At 31.5% G+C, this 16,890-nt stretch carries 16 protein-coding genes and 1 tRNA gene; 12 read left to right on the top strand and 5 right to left on the bottom strand.

Annotation, left to right across the window (positions count from 1 at the left end):
- The first annotated feature begins 3 nt into the window (after positions 1 to 3).
- The 10 genes from mraY (at position 4) to AB2B44_RS01680 (ending at position 10,898) form a co-directional block, all read left to right on the top strand.
- Positions 4 to 1,230 (top strand): phospho-N-acetylmuramoyl-pentapeptide-transferase, encoded by a 1,227-nt coding sequence (gene mraY, locus AB2B44_RS01725; RefSeq protein WP_369047826.1) that lies wholly within the window; start codon positions 4 to 6, stop codon positions 1,228 to 1,230.
- A gap of 1 nt (position 1,231) precedes the next feature.
- Positions 1,232 to 2,566, top strand: coding sequence for a UDP-N-acetylmuramoyl-L-alanine--D-glutamate ligase (murD, locus tag AB2B44_RS01720; protein ID WP_369047825.1), 1,335 nt, complete (start codon positions 1,232 to 1,234; stop codon positions 2,564 to 2,566).
- A gap of 31 nt (positions 2,567 to 2,597) precedes the next feature.
- A complete protein-coding gene (locus AB2B44_RS01715; RefSeq protein WP_369047824.1) occupies positions 2,598 to 3,788 on the top strand; it encodes an FtsW/RodA/SpoVE family cell cycle protein in 1,191 nt (396 codons plus the stop codon).
- Positions 3,772 to 4,866, top strand: a complete 1,095-nt coding sequence (gene murG, locus AB2B44_RS01710; RefSeq protein WP_369047823.1) for an undecaprenyldiphospho-muramoylpentapeptide beta-N-acetylglucosaminyltransferase — start codon at positions 3,772 to 3,774, stop codon at positions 4,864 to 4,866. Before AB2B44_RS01715 ends, murG begins: the two co-directional genes overlap by 17 nt.
- A 4-nt stretch (positions 4,867 to 4,870) precedes the next feature.
- Positions 4,871 to 6,223, top strand: a complete 1,353-nt coding sequence (murC, locus tag AB2B44_RS01705) for a UDP-N-acetylmuramate--L-alanine ligase (RefSeq protein WP_369047822.1) — start codon at positions 4,871 to 4,873, stop codon at positions 6,221 to 6,223.
- Positions 6,220 to 6,939 carry a cell division protein FtsQ/DivIB gene (locus tag AB2B44_RS01700; RefSeq protein WP_369047821.1) on the top strand — a complete coding sequence of 240 codons (720 nt, stop codon included), beginning with the start codon at positions 6,220 to 6,222 and terminating at the stop codon, positions 6,937 to 6,939. Before murC ends, AB2B44_RS01700 begins: the two co-directional genes overlap by 4 nt.
- A 9-nt stretch (positions 6,940 to 6,948) precedes the next feature.
- Positions 6,949 to 8,295: a cell division protein FtsA gene (gene ftsA, locus AB2B44_RS01695; protein ID WP_369047820.1), complete on the top strand. Its 1,347-nt coding sequence runs from the start codon at positions 6,949 to 6,951 to the stop codon at positions 8,293 to 8,295.
- A gap of 32 nt (positions 8,296 to 8,327) precedes the next feature.
- Positions 8,328 to 10,217 (top strand): cell division protein FtsZ, encoded by a 1,890-nt coding sequence (gene ftsZ, locus AB2B44_RS01690; protein WP_369047819.1) that lies wholly within the window; start codon positions 8,328 to 8,330, stop codon positions 10,215 to 10,217.
- A gap of 146 nt (positions 10,218 to 10,363) precedes the next feature.
- Positions 10,364 to 10,813 (top strand): GatB/YqeY domain-containing protein, encoded by a 450-nt coding sequence (locus tag AB2B44_RS01685; RefSeq protein ID WP_369047818.1) that lies wholly within the window; start codon positions 10,364 to 10,366, stop codon positions 10,811 to 10,813.
- An 11-nt stretch (positions 10,814 to 10,824) separates the two neighbouring features.
- A tRNA-Arg gene (locus tag AB2B44_RS01680) sits at positions 10,825 to 10,898 on the top strand.
- Positions 10,899 to 10,971: 73 nt separating this feature from the next.
- Here the strand turns inward: AB2B44_RS01680 and AB2B44_RS01675 are convergent.
- On the bottom strand, positions 10,972 to 11,343 hold the full coding sequence (locus AB2B44_RS01675) for a DUF3127 domain-containing protein (RefSeq protein ID WP_369047817.1): 372 nt from the start codon (positions 11,341 to 11,343) through the stop codon (positions 10,972 to 10,974).
- Positions 11,344 to 11,476: 133 nt separating this feature from the next.
- On the bottom strand, positions 11,477 to 12,334 hold the full coding sequence (locus AB2B44_RS01670; protein ID WP_369047816.1) for a flavin reductase family protein: 858 nt from the start codon (positions 12,332 to 12,334) through the stop codon (positions 11,477 to 11,479).
- Positions 12,335 to 12,415: 81 nt separating this feature from the next.
- On the opposite strand from AB2B44_RS01670, the gene AB2B44_RS01665 reads away from it, so the two are divergent.
- Positions 12,416 to 13,567 carry a sensor histidine kinase gene (locus AB2B44_RS01665; protein ID WP_369047815.1) on the top strand — a complete coding sequence of 384 codons (1,152 nt, stop codon included), beginning with the start codon at positions 12,416 to 12,418 and terminating at the stop codon, positions 13,565 to 13,567.
- Positions 13,568 to 13,591: 24 nt separating this feature from the next.
- Here the strand turns inward: AB2B44_RS01665 and AB2B44_RS01660 are convergent, their stop codons facing one another.
- Positions 13,592 to 13,984: an HIT family protein gene (locus AB2B44_RS01660; protein WP_369047814.1), complete on the bottom strand. Its 393-nt coding sequence runs from the start codon at positions 13,982 to 13,984 to the stop codon at positions 13,592 to 13,594.
- A 118-nt stretch (positions 13,985 to 14,102) separates the two neighbouring features.
- On the opposite strand from AB2B44_RS01660, the gene AB2B44_RS01655 reads away from it, so the two are divergent.
- Positions 14,103 to 15,176 (top strand): glycosyltransferase, encoded by a 1,074-nt coding sequence (locus AB2B44_RS01655; RefSeq protein WP_369047813.1) that lies wholly within the window; start codon positions 14,103 to 14,105, stop codon positions 15,174 to 15,176.
- On the opposite strand, the gene AB2B44_RS01650 is transcribed toward AB2B44_RS01655, so the two are convergent.
- Together AB2B44_RS01650 and AB2B44_RS01645 are read right to left on the bottom strand one after the other, a co-directional pair.
- Positions 15,159 to 16,037, bottom strand: a complete 879-nt coding sequence (locus AB2B44_RS01650) for a glycosyltransferase family 2 protein (protein ID WP_369047812.1) — start codon at positions 16,035 to 16,037, stop codon at positions 15,159 to 15,161. The two genes, AB2B44_RS01655 and AB2B44_RS01650, sit on opposite strands and share 18 nt — an antisense overlap.
- Positions 16,037 to 16,723 carry a cell division ATP-binding protein FtsE gene (locus AB2B44_RS01645; protein WP_369047811.1) on the bottom strand — a complete coding sequence of 229 codons (687 nt, stop codon included), beginning with the start codon at positions 16,721 to 16,723 and terminating at the stop codon, positions 16,037 to 16,039. Before AB2B44_RS01645 ends, AB2B44_RS01650 begins: the two co-directional genes overlap by 1 nt.
- Positions 16,724 to 16,890: the final 167 nt, after the last annotated feature.

Below are 16,890 nucleotides of genomic sequence, written 5' to 3'. Positions count from 1 at the left end.
TAAATGTTATATTATCTATTTCAATATCTGCAAGAAAACTTCCATTTAATGGGGGCAGGAGTGTTTAAGTTTATCACATTTCGTGCTTCTGCGGCATTTATATTATCCTTATTAATTTCAACAATATACGGTAGAAAAATAATTGATTTTTTACGTAAAAAACAAGTTGGTGAAACGGTTAGAGAATTAGGTTTAGAAGGGCAAGTTCAAAAAGCAGGTACCCCTACAATGGGAGGGCTTATTATTATTATAGCAACGCTAATACCTGTGCTATTGTTTGCTAAACTTGAAAACATCTACATTATTATACTGATAATTACCACTATTTGGATGGGTTTTATAGGGTTTTCAGATGATTACATTAAAGTTTTTAAAAAAGATAAAGAAGGGTTAAAAGGAAAATTTAAAGTTTTAGGTCAAGTAGGTTTAGGGGTAATTGTGGGTTCTATATTATATTTTAACCCTCAAGTAACTATAAAAGAACAAATACCTATTTCTCAGCAAGTGGTAAGTCAAGATGGTACTGTTAAAGTTTTTGATGAAGCACATAAATCGACAAAAACTACCATTCCTTTTTTAAAAAATAATGAGTTAGATTATTCTAAAGCACTTCGTTTTTTAGGAGATGGGTATGAAAAATATAGTTGGATAGTATTTATTTTTATTACGGTTTTTATTATCACCGCAGTTTCTAATGGAGCTAATTTAACTGATGGAATTGACGGATTGGCAGCAGGTTCTTCAGCAATAATCGTAATAGCTTTGGCTATTTTTTCATGGGTCTCAGGTAATATTATTTTTGCTAATTATTTAGATGTTATGTATATACCTAATTCAGGTGAAATGGTGGTATTTACACTTGCGTTTGCAGGGGCTTTAATAGGGTTTCTTTGGTATAATACCTATCCTGCTCAAATATTTATGGGTGATACAGGGAGTTTAACCATTGGGGGTATAATAGCGGTAATAGCTATTGCCGTTCGTAAAGAATTGATGTTGCCAATATTGGCAGGTATTTTTCTAGTTGAAAACCTGTCGGTAATATTACAAGTGTCTTGGTTTAAGTATACTAAAAAGAAATATGGGGTAGGACAAAGAATATTTAAAATGTCACCCATTCATCATCACTATCAAAAATTAGGTTTTCATGAAAGTAAAATTGTTGTTCGGTTTTGGATTGTAGGTATTCTTTTAGCAGTTCTTACCATTGTAACCTTGAAACTGAGATAACATGAAACGATTGGTAATTCTTGGCGGAGGAGAAAGTGGTGTAGGTACGGCTATTTTAGCAAAACAAAAAAAGTATGATGTTTTTGTGACGGATAATGGAGCAATTGCAGAAAAATATAAAAAAGTTCTTATACATAAAAATATTGATTTTGAAGAAAATACACATACGTATGCTAAAATTTTAAATGCCGATGTGGTTATGAAAAGCCCAGGAATTCCTGATAAAGTAGCGTTGGTTCAAAAATTACATTTAAAAGGTATTCCTGTTATTTCTGAAATAGAATTTGCAGCGCAGTATACCAATGCAATAATTATTGGTATTACGGGTTCTAACGGAAAAACAACAACAACTATGTTGGTGCATCACATATTAAAATACAACCAATACAATGTGGGTGTTGCGGGCAATATCGGTGATAGTTTTGCACAGCAAGTAGCCGAAAAAAATTATGATTATTACGTGTTAGAGTTAAGTAGTTTTCAATTAGATGGTATTAGAAATTTTAATTCGCATATCGCTATTTTAACAAACATAACACCTGACCATCTCGACAGATATAACTATGATTTTAACCAATATGTAGCTTCAAAATTTAAAATTATAAAAAACCAAACCGACACCGATTTTTTAATATATGATGCAGATGATGTAGCAATACATAATTGGTTAAAAAACAATAAAACAACATCGCAGTTAGTACCATTTTCGATAACAAAAGAATTGAAATATGGTGCGTTTTTAAAAGATAATAAAATAATAATGAAACTAAACACAGAAGAATTTACCATGGATGTTTCTAAACTACCATTAAAAGGAAAACATAATGTAAAAAATGTAATGGCTGCGTCTATGGCTGCGCAATTACTAGAAGTCAGAAAACAAAATATTGCTGAAAGTTTATCAACTTTTGAAGGCGCAGAACATCGATTAGAAAAAGTTCAAAAAGTAAACGGAGTTGAGTTTATAAACGATAGTAAAGCAACCAATGTAAATGCAACATTTTATGCTTTAGAATGTATGGATAAGCCTACAGTTTGGATTGTGGGAGGGGTTGATAAAGGTAATGATTATAACGATTTAATGGCTCTAGTTCGAGAAAAAGTAAAAGCTATTGTTTGTTTAGGCTTAGATAATCAAAAAATTATACAAACCTTTAAAGATGTTGTAGAGGTTATTGTCGAAACTGCTGGGGCTGAAGAGGCGGTAAAAGTAGCTAATAAACTTGCCGATAGAGGTGATGTGGTATTGTTGTCTCCAGCTTGTGCTAGTTTTGATTTATTTGAAAATTATCAAGATAGAGGTAAAAAATTTAAACAAGCAGTACGAAATTTATAAACTGCTTTTTAATTGTAACTAATAAAATAAGGTGAAAACTATTTTCCAACATATAAAAGGAGATAAAACTATATGGGCAATTGTAGCTTTATTGGCAATTTTTTCATTTATGCCAGTATATAGTGCTAGTACAAATTTAGTTTATGTTGTGGGTAGCGGTTCTGCTTTTGGGTATTTAATAAAGCATGCGGTATTATTAACCTTAGGTTTTGCTATTATTTATCTCGTACATAAAATTCCTTATAGGTATTTTAGTGGAGGGTCTGTATTAATGTTACCTGTAGTTATTATACTGTTAGTGTTTACTATTATACAAGGTAAAACTATTGGGGGGGCTAATGCAAGTCGTTGGATACGTATTCCGTTTGTTGGTATTGGTTTTCAAACATCAACTTTAGCAGGATTGGTTTTGTTGGCTTATACGGCTCGATATTTAGCTAAAAACAAAGAAAAAAAGATTGTTTTTAAAGAGAGTTTATGGCAGTTGTGGTTTCCTGTAGCAATAACATTGCTGTTAATTTTACCTGCAAACTTTTCAACAACTGCTATCTTTTTTGCTATGGTTGTTTTACTGATGTTTATTGGGGGGTATCCATTAAAATACCTAATTTATATATTCGGTATGGCTGTTTTGGTTTTTGGTATATTTATTTTGACGGCCAAGGCGTTTCCTAATATAATGCATAACCGTATTCATACTTGGGAAAACAGAATTGAAAATTTTTATTCAGGCAACACAAAAGAAGAATATCAAATAGAAAAAGCAAAAATAGCAATTGCTACGGGTGGTTTAACTGGTAAAGGACCAGGAAAAAGTGTACAAAAAAACTTTTTACCGCAATCTTCATCTGATTTTATCTATGCAATTATAGTTGAAGAATATGGTCTCATAGGAGGCTTAACCGTAATTTTTGTCTATTTTTTATTGCTTTTTAGAATTGTAATAGTAACTCGAAAAGCAACTACTGTTTTTGCAAGTCTTTTAGTAATTGGTGTAGGTTTGCCTATTATTTTTCAAGCCATTATTAATATGGCGGTTGCTATTAATTTATTTCCAGTAACAGGGCAAACCCTACCGTTAATTAGTAGTGGTGGAACTTCTATTTGGATGACTTGTTTTGCCTTAGGTATGATTTTAAGCGTAAGTGCTTCTAAAAATGAAACCGAAGAAACCATATTAGACGATAACCCTTTAGATATTTTACATGAAACAATCGATTAATATATTAATTTCAGGCGGAGGTACTGGAGGGCATATTTACCCTGCAATAGCTATTGCAAATGAGTTAAAATTACGTTATCCAGAAGCGAAGTTTTTATTTGTTGGAGCAAAAGATAAGATGGAGATGCAAAAGGTACCTCAGGCAGGGTATCAAATAAAAGGTTTATGGATTTCTGGTATACAGCGAAAACTCACTTTAAAAAATGCATTATTCCCTTTTAAATTAATAAGTAGTTTATACAAGTCGAATGCTATCATTAATAAATTTAAACCAACGGTTGTAATCGGTACAGGAGGGTTTGCGAGTGGGCCAACTTTACTTATGGCAAGTTTACGACGAATACCTACATTAATACAAGAACAAAATTCGTACCCAGGTATTACCAATAAATTACTCGGTAAAAAAGTTGAAAAAATTTGTGTAGCCTATGATAATTTAGAGCGATTTTTTCCTGAAGATAAAATTGTAAAAACCGGTAATCCTGTAAGACAAGATTTGTTAGTTATTCATACTAAAGTTGCTGAAGCTAAAACTTTTTTTAAGTTAAAGAAAAACAAAACAACGGTTTTGGTTCTCGGGGGTAGTTTAGGGGCAAGAAGAGTAAACCAATTAATTGAAGAGCAGTTGCCTTTTTTTAAAAATCAAGAGGTACAGCTTATATGGCAGTGTGGTAAGTTGTATGTCGATGAGTATAAAAAATATAATGCGGCAGATGATGTTCAGGTGCATTCGTTTTTAAATCGTATGGATTTAGCGTATGCAGCGGCAGATATTATAATTTCAAGAGCAGGAGCGGGTTCTGTTTCAGAACTTTGTATTGTGGGTAAACCCACTATTTTTATTCCTTCTCCCAATGTAGCAGAAGACCATCAAACAAAAAATGCAAAAGCAATAGCTGATAAACATGGGGCAATTGTAGTTAAAGAAAGTGAATTAGATACTTTTTCTATTGTTTTTGAAGCGCTATTAAAAGATAAAGGGAGGCAGCAAAGTTTAAGTCAAAACATAAAAGCCTTAGCCTTACCTAATGCAACAAGTTATATTGTAAATGAAGTAGAAAAGTTACTTGAAAAGTAATTATATGAATTTAAAAACCATACATAATATTTATTTTATAGGCATTGGAGGTATTGGTATGAGTGCTATTGCTCGTTATTTTGCTATTAATGGAAAAAGAGTGGCAGGATACGATAAAACACCTACTCCAATTACCACAGGTTTACAAGAAATTGGTATTGAAATTCATTTTAACGAATCGGTAAAAAATATTCCTGTTTTGTTTTTAGAAAAACAAAATACAATAGTTGTGTATACGCCTGCTATTTCAAAAAATCATGAAGAATTAAGTTATTTTATTGCAAATAAATTTCGTGTTTTAAAGCGTGCAGAAATTTTAGGAAAAATCACTCAAAATACTTTTTGTTTAGCGGTTGCGGGTACTCATGGAAAAACTACCACAACGGCTATTTTGGGGCATATTATGCAGCCGTTGAAGGCTACTTCTTTTTTAGGTGGAATTTCAGAAAATTACCATTCAAACCTAATACTTGGAGAAGATAAAATATCGGTGGTTGAAGCAGATGAGTTTGACCGTTCGTTTTTGCAGTTGTCACCAAATATTGCCTGTATAACATCTATAGATGCAGATCATCTTGATATTTATAACAAAGCAGATGCTTTACAAGAAGCCTTTATAGAATTTGCTTCAAAGGTTTTACAAACACTAATTGTAGCGAAAGGAATACCTGTAGAAGGGTTAACATATGCGGTAGATGAACCAGCAGATTATTATGCTACGAATATAAAAGTTGTAAACGGAACTTATTTTTTTGATGTTGTTACTCCGTCGAAAAAAATAGAAGATGTAGTATTTCACTTGCCTGGGCGGCATAATTTAATGAATGCGTTGGCAGCAACAGCTATGGCAGATGTTTATGGGGTTGATGTGGTTGCGATTAAAAAACAATTAAGTTCGTTTAAAGGGGTGCAACGTCGATTTTCCTATAAAATAAAGACAGATAATTTAGTGTTGATTGATGATTATGCTCATCATCCAACAGAAATAAGTGCGGTAGAAAATTCGATACGAGAAATGTATCCAAATCAAAAGGCATTGGCTGTTTTTCAGCCCCATTTATTTAGTAGAACTCAAGATTTTGTAGATGATTTTGCAAAGGTGTTGTCAAGGTTTGATCAAGTAATTTTATTAGAGATTTACCCTGCAAGAGAAATGCCTATTAAAGGGGTGGATTCAACTTGGCTACTAGATAAAATAACATTAAAAAATAAGCAATTATCGTCTAAAGAAGAATTAATTAAAAATATTCAAAAATCTGATGCAAAAATTGTAACAGTTTTAGGTGCTGGCGACATAGGTTTATTGGTAAACGATATACAAACACAATTAAAAAAACAACATAATTTGCCGATATGAAAAAAAAGTTAAAATATTTAGCGTTTGTGGTGCTGCTAGGTTTTATAAGCTTTTTGTATGGTTTTTCAATTCATAGAAATAGAGCTGAAAAAATTAAAAATGTTGTGGTAGAGTTTGATTCGGGTGACAATATTTTTTTAACTCATAGTATGGTTAATAAATTGTTAATACAAAATAACGATAGTATTAAAAACCAGCCAAAAAGTGTGTTAGATTTACACAGGCTAGAACAAAAAGTCTTATCAAATCCCTATGTAGAAAAAGCAGCTGTTTTTGTTACGATAGACGGGGAGTTAAAAACAATAATAAAACAACGAGAACCTATTGCTCGAATCGAAAACAAATCGACATCGTATTATATTGATATGTACGGAGTAAAGGTGCCTTTGTCAAAAAACTTTTCTGCTAGAGTTGTTTTGGTAACAGGAGTAAATACTCCAGCAGAAATTAAAGAAGTAACGAAATTAGTTAACATAATTTTAGCTGATGATTTTTTAAAAAAAGAAATTATTGGTATTCAAAAATTGAAGACAAACGAGTATGTGTTTAATGTTCGTAGCGGAAATTATAAAATAGATTTTGGTAAATTTATAAATACAGGTGTAAAGTTTAAAAAATTAAAAGCATTTTATAACAAGGCACTTGCAGATAAAACAATACAAAACTATCAAACGATTAATTTAAAATATCACAATCAGGTTGTGTGTGCAAAATAAATAACCACCATGAAAAACAATAAAATAGCTGTTGGTTTGGATATAGGAACAACTAAAATTGTTGCTATGATTGGTCAAAAAAACGAGTACGGCAAGTTAGAAATTCTTGGTATTGGAAGAGCGAAAAGTTTAGGCGTAAAACGTGGAGTAGTAAGCAATATTACCCAAACTATACAATCTATTCAACAAGCAGTAGATGAGGCTGAAAGTGTTTCAGGTCAAAAAATTGAAGATGTTGTGGTGGGTATTGCTGGGCAGCATATTCGTAGCCTACACCATAGCGATTACATTACTCGGTCAAACCCTGAAGAGGTAATTGATGAAAATGATATTGAAAAATTAATAAATCAGGTACATAAATTGGTAATGTTACCTGGTGAAGAAATTATACATGTACTTCCTCAAGAATATAAAGTTGACTCACAACCCGACATAAAAGAACCTATTGGTATGTATGGCGGAAGGTTAGAAGCTAATTTTCATGTAGTGGTTGGGCAAGTTTCGTCTATTAGGAATATTGGCCGTTGTGTAAAGAGTGCTGGATTAAATTTGTCTGATATTACTTTAGAACCCTTAGCTTCAGCAAATGCGGTGTTGAGTCAAGAAGAAAAAGAAGCTGGTGTTGCTTTAATTGATATAGGAGGAGGTACTACTGATTTGGCGATTTTTAAAGACGGAATTATACGTCATACTGCCGTTATTCCGTTTGGTGGAAATGTAATTACAGAAGATATTAAAGAGGGTTGTTCAATTATTGAAAAACAAGCCGAATTGTTGAAGATTAAATTTGGTTCGGCATGGCCTGGAGAAAATAAAGAAACCGAAATAGTTTCTATACCAGGGCTTCGAGGTAGAGAACCAAAAGAAATTACCTTAAAAAACCTGTCAAAAATTATTCATGCACGAGTGCAAGAAATTATTGAGCATGTGTATTTAGAAATTAAAAACTATGGGCACGAAACTCAAAAAGGAAAATTAATTGCAGGAATAGTGCTAACAGGCGGGGGAGCTCAATTAAAACATTTACGTCAATTAGTAGAGTATATTACAGGTATGGATGCTCGTATTGGATATCCAAACGAACATCTTGCAGGCGATTCTGATGAAGGAATTTCTAGCCCTGTTTATGCAACAGCAGTTGGTTTGTTAATGGAAGGCTTAAAAAAGCAAGTTAAAGATGTTGAAGATACTGCAAAGCCAGTAGAAGCACCATCGCCATCTACAGACACTCTAAAAGGAGACACTCAAGTAACCAAAGAAGTTACATCGAAAGAGAAAAAAGTAAAAGAAAAACGAAAATCTTTTTTAGAAAGATTTAAAGAAGGGTTTAAAGAATTTTTAGATAACGCAGAATAAAAAATAAATTAATATTAAATAGAAAAGTTATTATGAGCGCAGAATTTGATGACATTTCGTTCGATATGCCTAAAACACAGTCAAATACAATTAAAGTGATTGGTGTTGGCGGCGGCGGCAGTAATGCTGTAAATCACATGTTTAAACAAAACATTATTGGGGTTGATTTTGTTATTTGTAACACAGATGCACAAGCCCTAGAAAACAGTCCTATTTCTAATAAAATTCAATTAGGAGCCAATTTAACATTAGGTTTAGGAGCTGGAGCAAACCCTGAGGTAGGAGCACAAGCAGCTAATGAAAGTATGCAAGAAATACAGCAAATGTTAAATACCCAAACCAAAATGGTGTTTATTACTGCTGGTATGGGTGGTGGAACAGGTACAGGAGCTGCTCCAATTATTGCTAAAATAGCTAAAGGAATGGATATTCTTACAGTAGGTATTATAACCATGCCTTTTCAGTTTGAAGGAAAAATGCGCTCAAAACAAGCTCAAAAAGGAATTGATGAACTACGTAAACATGTAGACTCGTTAATTGTAATAAATAATAATAAACTGCGCGAAGTGTATGGTAATCTCGGGTTTAAAGCTGGTTTTTCTAAGGCAGATGAAGTGTTATCTACTGCAGCAAAAGGTATTGCAGAGGTAATTACCCACCATTACAAACAAAATATAGATTTACACGATGCTAAAACTGTTTTGTCTAACAGTGGTACAGCTATTATGGGGTCTGCTAAAGAGTCTGGAACTAACCGAGCTAAAAATGCCATTGTAAAAGCATTAGACTCTCCTTTATTAAACGATAATAAAATTACAGGAGCTAAAAATGTTTTATTATTAATTGTTTCAGGAACTACAGAGGTTACTTTAGATGAAATAGGCGAAATAAACGACTATATACAAACCGAAGCAGGTTTTGATGCTAATATTATTATGGGTATTGGTGAAGATGAAACTCTAGAAGATGGTATATCGTTAACTGTTGTAGCTACTGGTTTTGCTGCTGATCAGCAAAATACAATTATCAATACTGAAGAAAAGAAAATTGTACATAGCTTAGAAGATGAACAAAAAGTAACTTACGATTTTTCAGAAAAAAATATTACCAAAACGTCTTCGTTAGATCAGCCTCTATTTGAAGCAACTACTGAAAAAACTAAGATAGTACATGTTTTAGACGATAGCAGTGAAGCAAATTCTGTTCCAGAAATAGAACTGATTCCTACTTCAGAATTTATAAAAAACATCAATGTTGTTTATGATGAAGTTATTACTAAAAAAACACTTGAAGATGATTTTATAATTACAAATGTTACTTCTAAGTTAGATGAAAATGAGGCGCAACCACAGCAAAACTTATTATTTGATTTGCCCGTAAATGATTATCAAGAAATAAAGCCTGAAGTACAAAGTAGTGCGAAAAATGTTAATGATATTGAGGTAAATGATGCGGTAGAAATTATTTCGACAAATGATAACGTAATTGAAAAACGCTATGTTCTTGAAGATTTTGATGTGCAACCAACTATAGGGAAAGCCTCAAACATTACACCTAAAAAAGAAATAGTAGAAGAAGAAACGTTACAATTTGAATTAAAAACAACCAAATCACAATCAGAAATTAATGAAATTGAAACTGAGTGTGAAGAAATATCACCACTAAGTTTAACAATATCAGAATTGCAAAAACGATCAGAATCTAGAAGACAACAGATGAAAAAATTTAATTATAAATTTACTGATCAACTAAATAAAAATATAGAAGAAATAGAAAGCCAACCAGCATATAAACGTATGGGGGTAGATATTGAAAAAACAGATGCAGAAATTAGTAAGTCTAAAACAATTTTAACGAATGATGAAAACGATGATATTCAGCTTCGTTCTAATAATTCGTTTTTGCACGACAATGTAGATTAATCTTTAATAAATTTAGCATTTACAGTAAAGATAATGACAATGTAGTTTGTAATTAGGGTGGATTTGATTAGATTCAAATCCACCCTAATTGTTCGTTTTTTAGGAACTTTTTTATTGTATATTTGCATTCTTTAAGAAGATATATAATGAGTTTGGAAAAACAGGTAATAGATCAAATAAAAACGGCCATGAAAGCTAAAGACACCATTTCTTTAACAGCTTTACGGGCGTTAAAATCAGCTTTTATGTTGGCAAAAACAGAAGCTGGGGCTACCAATACGTTATCTTTAGAACAAGAGTTAAAAATTGTTCAAAAGCAAGTAAAGCAACGTAAAGATAGTGCTGATATATTTATAAAGCAGGGCAGACAAGATTTAGCAGAACCTGAATTAAAAGAAGCGGCTGTTTTAGAACAATTTTTACCAGAGGCATTATCGGAAGAAAAAATAGAAGAGGTTGTAAAATCAGCCATAGCTAAAATTGGAGCAAGCAGAGTAAGCGATATGGGAAAAGTAATGGGGGTTGTTTCTAAAGAATTAGCAGGTAAAGCAGACGGAAAAACTATTGCAACTATAGTAAGAAAAAACTTACTTTAGTATTTTATAATGGCTCCTTAGCTCAACTGAATAGAGCACTGGATTTCGGCTCCAGCGGTTCGGGGTTTGAATCCCTGAGGAGTCACAAAAAAAACCTTTCAAAATCAATAGATTAAGAAAGGTTTTTTTATTTTGATTAACTATTTTATTTCTATTTATTAGAAAGGTAAATCATCAGGTTCGTCTGCATTTAAATCTGGTGCAGGTTCAAAAGCTTCTACTGGCGGAATGTTTTCAGGGCTAGCATTGTTTTGTGATAAATTTTCTATTCTCCATCCAACAATCGAATTAAAATATTTGGCTACTCCTTCAGGGTTTATCCATTCACGGCCTCGTAAATTAATCGATACTTTTACATCTTGTCCTACTTGGTAGGCATCTAATAAATCTACTTTGTCTTGTAAAAACTCTACACAAATCATTTGTGGGTATTGCTCATCGGTGGTAACTACCATTTCACGTTTTCTAAATCCACTAGCGCCAAAGGTTTGTGTTTCGTTTATTAACTTAATTTTTCCTATTATTTCCATTTTTATCAGTCTTAATTATGCCTTGTTGGCTATAAATTACATATTGCGTTGTCAGCTAACAAAGTTAGTAAAAAAGCATAAAGTACAATACAAAACAAATTTTTGTTACCAACAGATTAAATGTTGATAACTCTTAGCTTAAAAGTACTTTCCAAGCGGTTTCTATATGGTTATTATGTAAATAATCTTGTGCTAAAAAATGTTTTTCGTCGGCTGAAAGCCTTGTAATTTCAGGATGTTTTTTTGTAAAATCAATTAAAGCTTGTTGAGTGGGTAGTTGAGCTACGTTTGCTAACCTTCCTAAATTATTGCCAGTTAAAATAGTGCTGTTACGAATGGGTAACGGAATTTGGTCGACTCCAATGCCCAAGGCGGTTAATGGTTTCGATATTTCAAAAAAGCCATCACGGGCACGTGAATAATAATTGCCTCCAGCTCTTGCAACTAAATCTATTTTATGCTGATCAATATGTCCGTTTTCATCTAAAACGGTTTCACCAATATGTAGTTTTACCACTTCGCAAATAATTAAATTTCCAGCGCCGCCGTCATTTCCAGTAAAAACAACGTCATTTACTTTACATTCAAATTGAACGGGCGATTCTGCCACTCGAAAAGGTTTTACAATATCAGAAGCAAGCATGGTAAATCCAGCTTTTATAAACTCATTCACTCCTTTTGGGTATTCGGTGCTACTTAGCGACATTTGTTGTACAATGTTGTAGTTTACTACATTTATTACAACTTCTTTAGTATCTAAAACATTTGTTAAAGTATGCTTGGTGGTATTGTCTTTTACACGACGAGCTGGGGAAAATATTAGAATGGGCGGATTGGCACCAAATACATTAAAAAAGCTAAATGGTGATAAATTTGGGTTTCCATCCGAATCAATAGTACTGGCAAAAGCAATAGGTCTTGGAGCTATGGCACTTAATAAGTAACCATGAAGTTTCTGAGTAGGTATTTCTTTCGGATTAATTGAAAGCATTGATAATAAATTTTTATAATGGTAAATATACTATCAATTTATAAAACAAGTTATCTCTTTATAATAACTTATATTTGGCTAATGAGTTTATTTAAAAATACTTGGTGGATTAAACGAATAGCTATTTTTATTTCGTTTTTAATAGTCTCTTTAATTTTATGGAATACCTATGTGTTTTTTCAAAAGTTTAAGGTAGAAGAACATGCAAAAATGGAGGTGTATGCGGCTGCATTAAAAGAATTAAACGACAATGTAAATTTAGATGCTAGTGTAGAATTACCGTATAAAATTTTAAAAAACAACACCACTATTCCGTCTATATTGGTTAATGAAGATGGAAGTATTTATTCGTATTATAATTTAGATTCTACTAAAGCTAAAAACCCCAAATATGTAGCACTTCAATTAGCAAAAATGAAAAAGGAAAACAGTCCTATTGAAGTTAGCTATAGGGGTAAAAATAAGGTGTATGTATATTATAAAAATTCTGATTTACTGCATAAGCTCACTTATTATCCGTTAGCGTTAATTTTAATTTTAGTGTTGTTTTTAACGGTTGTTTACACGATGTTTCACTCTACTAAAATTGCCGAACAAAATAAACTTTGGGTGGGTATGGCAAAAGAAACGGCTCATCAAATAGGTACACCGTTGTCGTCATTATTAGGTTGGATAGCTATTTTACGTACCAAAAGAGTTGACGATAAGTATATCGATGAAATAGAAAAAGATGTATATCGGTTGAATACCATTGCTAACCGATTTTCTAAAATAGGATCATTGCCTCAACTTAAAAAAGAAAATGTAGTTGAGGTTGCTAAACAAACCTTTGATTATTTGCAATTGCGAAGTTCTGAACAAGTTACTTTTTTATTTACGAGCTCGCCAGAGGTTATTTATGGTAATATTAATATTGAATTATTTAGCTGGGTAATAGAAAATTTAATTAAAAATGCTATTGATGCTATGCAAGGAAAAGGTAAAGTAACTTTACAAATTGGTGAAATTGGTAATAAAATAAAAATTACAATTTCTGATACAGGTAAAGGAATTACCAAGTCGCAGGTGCGTCAAATTTTTAAACCAGGCTTCACTACCAAAAAAAGAGGTTGGGGCTTAGGTTTATCGCTCTCTAAACGAATTATCAATGACTATCATAAAGGTAAAATTTATGTAAAAAAAACAGAGTTGGGTAAAGGAACTACTTTTGAAATTTTATTAAATAAATTGTAACATAGTATTTAAACAGTTTAATAACTATTTAAAATTACGTGCAATTTTTTCGGCTAGAGCGATAAACTCATCATGAGTTAGTTTTTCTTTTTTTATAAACTGCATATCTTTCATGTTTGTTATCGGAATTAAATGTACATGTACATGAGGTACTTCTAAACCAATAACGCTCATGCCAATTCGATTACAAGTAATGGTGTTTTTTAGAGCTTCGGCAACACGATACGAAAAATCCATTAACCCTAGGTAAGCTTGTTTTTCCATATCAAAAATTTTATCTTCTTCTTTTTTAGGAACCACTAAAGTATGCCCTTTTGCATTAGGGTCAATATCTAAAAAAGCAAAATAATTATCATCTTCTGCAATTTTATATGACGGAATTTCGCCGTTTATTATTTTAGTAAAAATACTAGCCATAGATTGTTTTAAATTTTGAGTTATTTTTTTACCTTGTTTACTGTTTCAAAAGTATATTCTTTTTTTATACTTTAATAATTTTTCTTTTACAATAACACAAAAAAAACGTTACACACCGTTGAAAAAAATAATAGTTTCTGTTACTAACGATTTAACTACTGATCAACGAGTAGACAAAGTTTGTACTACCTTACAAAAAAACGGATTTGACGTGTTGTTAGTTGGCAGGCATTTAAAAAATTCGATTTTTATTAATAGAACGTATAAAACCAAACGATTGCATTTGTGGTTTGCTAAAGGTTTTTTGTTTTATGCCGAATATAATATTCGATTATTTTTTTTTCTGCTTTTTTCTAAAAAAGATAGTTTGCTTTCTAACGATTTAGATACGCTTCTTGCTAATTTTTTGGTTAGTAAAATTCAGCAAAAAAAATTGATATATGACAGTCACGAATTATTTTCTGAAATACCAGAATTAATACATAAACCCTTTGTAAAATCGGTATGGCAAAAACTGGAAAACTATCTATTACCTAAACTAAAAAACACGTACACTGTAAGTCAAGGTATTGCCAATTATTATAACAAAAAATACGTTACAAATTTTAAAGTTGTTAGAAACCTACCTTTAAAAAAAGAGGTAGAACCGCATGATTTTTCTCTTTTTAATCAAGAAAAAAAAATAATACTTTATCAAGGAGCTGTTAATATTGGTCGAGGCTTAGAGTTAATGATTGATACAATGCCTTTTTTAGATAATTGTATTTTTGTAATTATTGGTGAAGGAGATGTTTTACTTTATTTAAAACAAAAAATAATAAAACAATACCTTGAAAAACAAGTGCTTTTTTTGGGAAAAATGACTCCTGAAAAATTGCAAAAAATAACACCCTTAGCAGATATAGGAATTAGTTTTGAAGAAGATTTAGGGTTAAATTATCATTTTGCTTTACCTAATAAAATATTTGATTACATTCAAGCTGAAATACCTGTTTTAGTTTCTGATTTGCCCGAAATGAAACAAATAGTTCTTACTTATCAGGTTGGTGAAATAATTGAAAATAGAACGCCAGAAGAATTGGCTGCTCAAATAAAAAAAATGCTTAAAAAAGACTTTTCAAAGACCTTAAAAACAGCGAAAAAAGAGTTGGTTTGGGAAAACGAAGAACAGTTGTTAATGAGTATTTTTTAAAATACGGTTTAAATAACCAAGCTTAAAAAGCTGATAATAAAAAAAAGAGGATTTTGTTATCGTTAATTTTTCTAATGAAGAGTTTATTTTTGCTAAAAAAAAAGGTAATCCTAAACGGTTTAGCACGCAATAGGTTTTAAAAATACCAGTATCTTTTTTTGAAATTTGATTTGATTTTACCAAGAATACAAGGTTTTTTAAAGCTTGTTTAGTTTTGTTTAAAAAAACAGTATTGTTGTCAATACCAATGTGGTATACAGTATTGTTGATGTGTTGTATTGTTGTTTTTTGTTGTTCTAGCTTTTTTGCAAATAACAAATCTTCATAACCGTATTGTGTTAGTGTTTCATTAAATTTTATTGGGTTAAACACTGTTTTTTTTATGGCAAAATTACTAGTAAATAGATATTTATAGGGTTTTTTGTTTCTGACTTTTATAGGTTGTTCTTCATTTTTTTTACCAAGTTTCCAGCGGATTAAATTTTTATCGTCAAGTTCACGGTACATAACACCGCCTACATAGACACTAGATTTGTTTTTTTGAAAATAGGTTAAATAATTTTTAATAAAATGAGGGGTTGTAGGTAATACATCTGCATCTAAAAACAACAACCATTCGTGTTTAGCTTTTGAGGCTAATAAATTTCGCAAAGCACTTCGCCCTACATTTTTAGGAAGGGTTTTGAAATAACAATTTGTAAGTTTATTTATTTCTTGGTTTGAGGTGTTTAAGTTTGAATTGGAGGCATCGTCAATACAAATAATTTCAAACGGTATAGCTGCCGTATTTAATTGCTGATGTAAATTTTCTACTAAATGAATAACATCCCAATTATATGTGGCAATCAGTACAGAAAGCATTACGCAGAAACTTGTTGTACAACTTCAAACAATTCGCCGCCTTCACATTTTACTGTTTTTTGTTTAAACTTAACAATTAATTGGTAATCGTGTGTTGCCATTAATATTGTTTTTCCACTTTTGTGAATTTCGTTAAGTATTTCCATTACCTCTAATGAAGTTTTTGGGTCTAAATTTCCAGTTGGTTCATCAGCCAAAATTAGTTCTGGGTTGTTTAGCAAGGCTCTTGCAATTGCAACACGTTGTTGCTCTCCGCCAGAAAGTTCAAACGGTTTTTTATAATACTTTTCTTTTATGCCAACTTTATCGAGTACTTCGTGAATTTTTTCTTTTATTTTTGTCTTGTCTTTCCAGCCTGTAGCTCTTAGCACAAACTCAAGATTAGAAAAAACATCCCTGTCGTTTAATAATTTAAAGTCTTGAAAAACAATTCCTATTTTTCGTCGTAAAAACGGAATATCTTTTTCTTTTAACTGTTTTAAATCAAAGCCTACAATGTTGCCTAAACCTCGTTGTAGCGATAAATCGCCATACAAAGTTTTGAGTAAACTACTTTTTCCGCTACCTGTTTTACCTATTAAATAATAAAAATCACCTGAATGTAAAGTAAAGTTTACTTTCGATAACACTAAGTTGTCTCTTTGATAAATATCGGCATTTTCTAAATGTAAAACGGGTTTTTTCACGCGGATAAGTTTAAAGTTAAATAGTTGTTTTTTTGAAACCTATTTTTTGAGAATTTAAAATTATAGTTTTAATTTTTAAAACTAGCTTCGGCTTATTTAAATTTCGATTGTCTAGGTAAAAGCAACGCTTACAAAACTATGTTTTTATTATTAATTTTTACGCTCCT

The sequence above is a fragment of the Tenacibaculum sp. UWU-22 genome (assembly GCF_041021355.1).
GTDB lineage: Bacteria > Bacteroidota > Bacteroidia > Flavobacteriales > Flavobacteriaceae > Polaribacter.
Note: the sequence above shows the minus strand (reverse complement) of the source record. Positions and strands in the feature narration are given on the sequence as shown.

Coding starts and splice junctions, on each gene's coding strand:
- mraY (WP_369047826.1), top strand. CDS start 4: ATGTTATATTATCTATTTCAATATCTGCAAGAAAACTTCCATTTAATG.
- murD (WP_369047825.1), top strand. CDS start 1,232: ATGAAACGATTGGTAATTCTTGGCGGAGGAGAAAGTGGTGTAGGTACG.
- murG (WP_369047823.1), top strand. CDS start 3,772: ATGAAACAATCGATTAATATATTAATTTCAGGCGGAGGTACTGGAGGG.
- murC (WP_369047822.1), top strand. CDS start 4,871: ATGAATTTAAAAACCATACATAATATTTATTTTATAGGCATTGGAGGT.
- AB2B44_RS01700 (WP_369047821.1), top strand. CDS start 6,220: ATGAAAAAAAAGTTAAAATATTTAGCGTTTGTGGTGCTGCTAGGTTTT.
- ftsA (WP_369047820.1), top strand. CDS start 6,949: ATGAAAAACAATAAAATAGCTGTTGGTTTGGATATAGGAACAACTAAA.
- ftsZ (WP_369047819.1), top strand. CDS start 8,328: ATGAGCGCAGAATTTGATGACATTTCGTTCGATATGCCTAAAACACAG.
- AB2B44_RS01685 (WP_369047818.1), top strand. CDS start 10,364: ATGAGTTTGGAAAAACAGGTAATAGATCAAATAAAAACGGCCATGAAA.
- AB2B44_RS01675 (WP_369047817.1), bottom strand. CDS start 11,343: ATGGAAATAATAGGAAAAATTAAGTTAATAAACGAAACACAAACCTTT.
- AB2B44_RS01670 (WP_369047816.1), bottom strand. CDS start 12,334: ATGCTTTCAATTAATCCGAAAGAAATACCTACTCAGAAACTTCATGGT.
- AB2B44_RS01665 (WP_369047815.1), top strand. CDS start 12,416: ATGAGTTTATTTAAAAATACTTGGTGGATTAAACGAATAGCTATTTTT.
- AB2B44_RS01660 (WP_369047814.1), bottom strand. CDS start 13,984: ATGGCTAGTATTTTTACTAAAATAATAAACGGCGAAATTCCGTCATAT.
- AB2B44_RS01650 (WP_369047812.1), bottom strand. CDS start 16,037: ATGCTTTCTGTACTGATTGCCACATATAATTGGGATGTTATTCATTTA.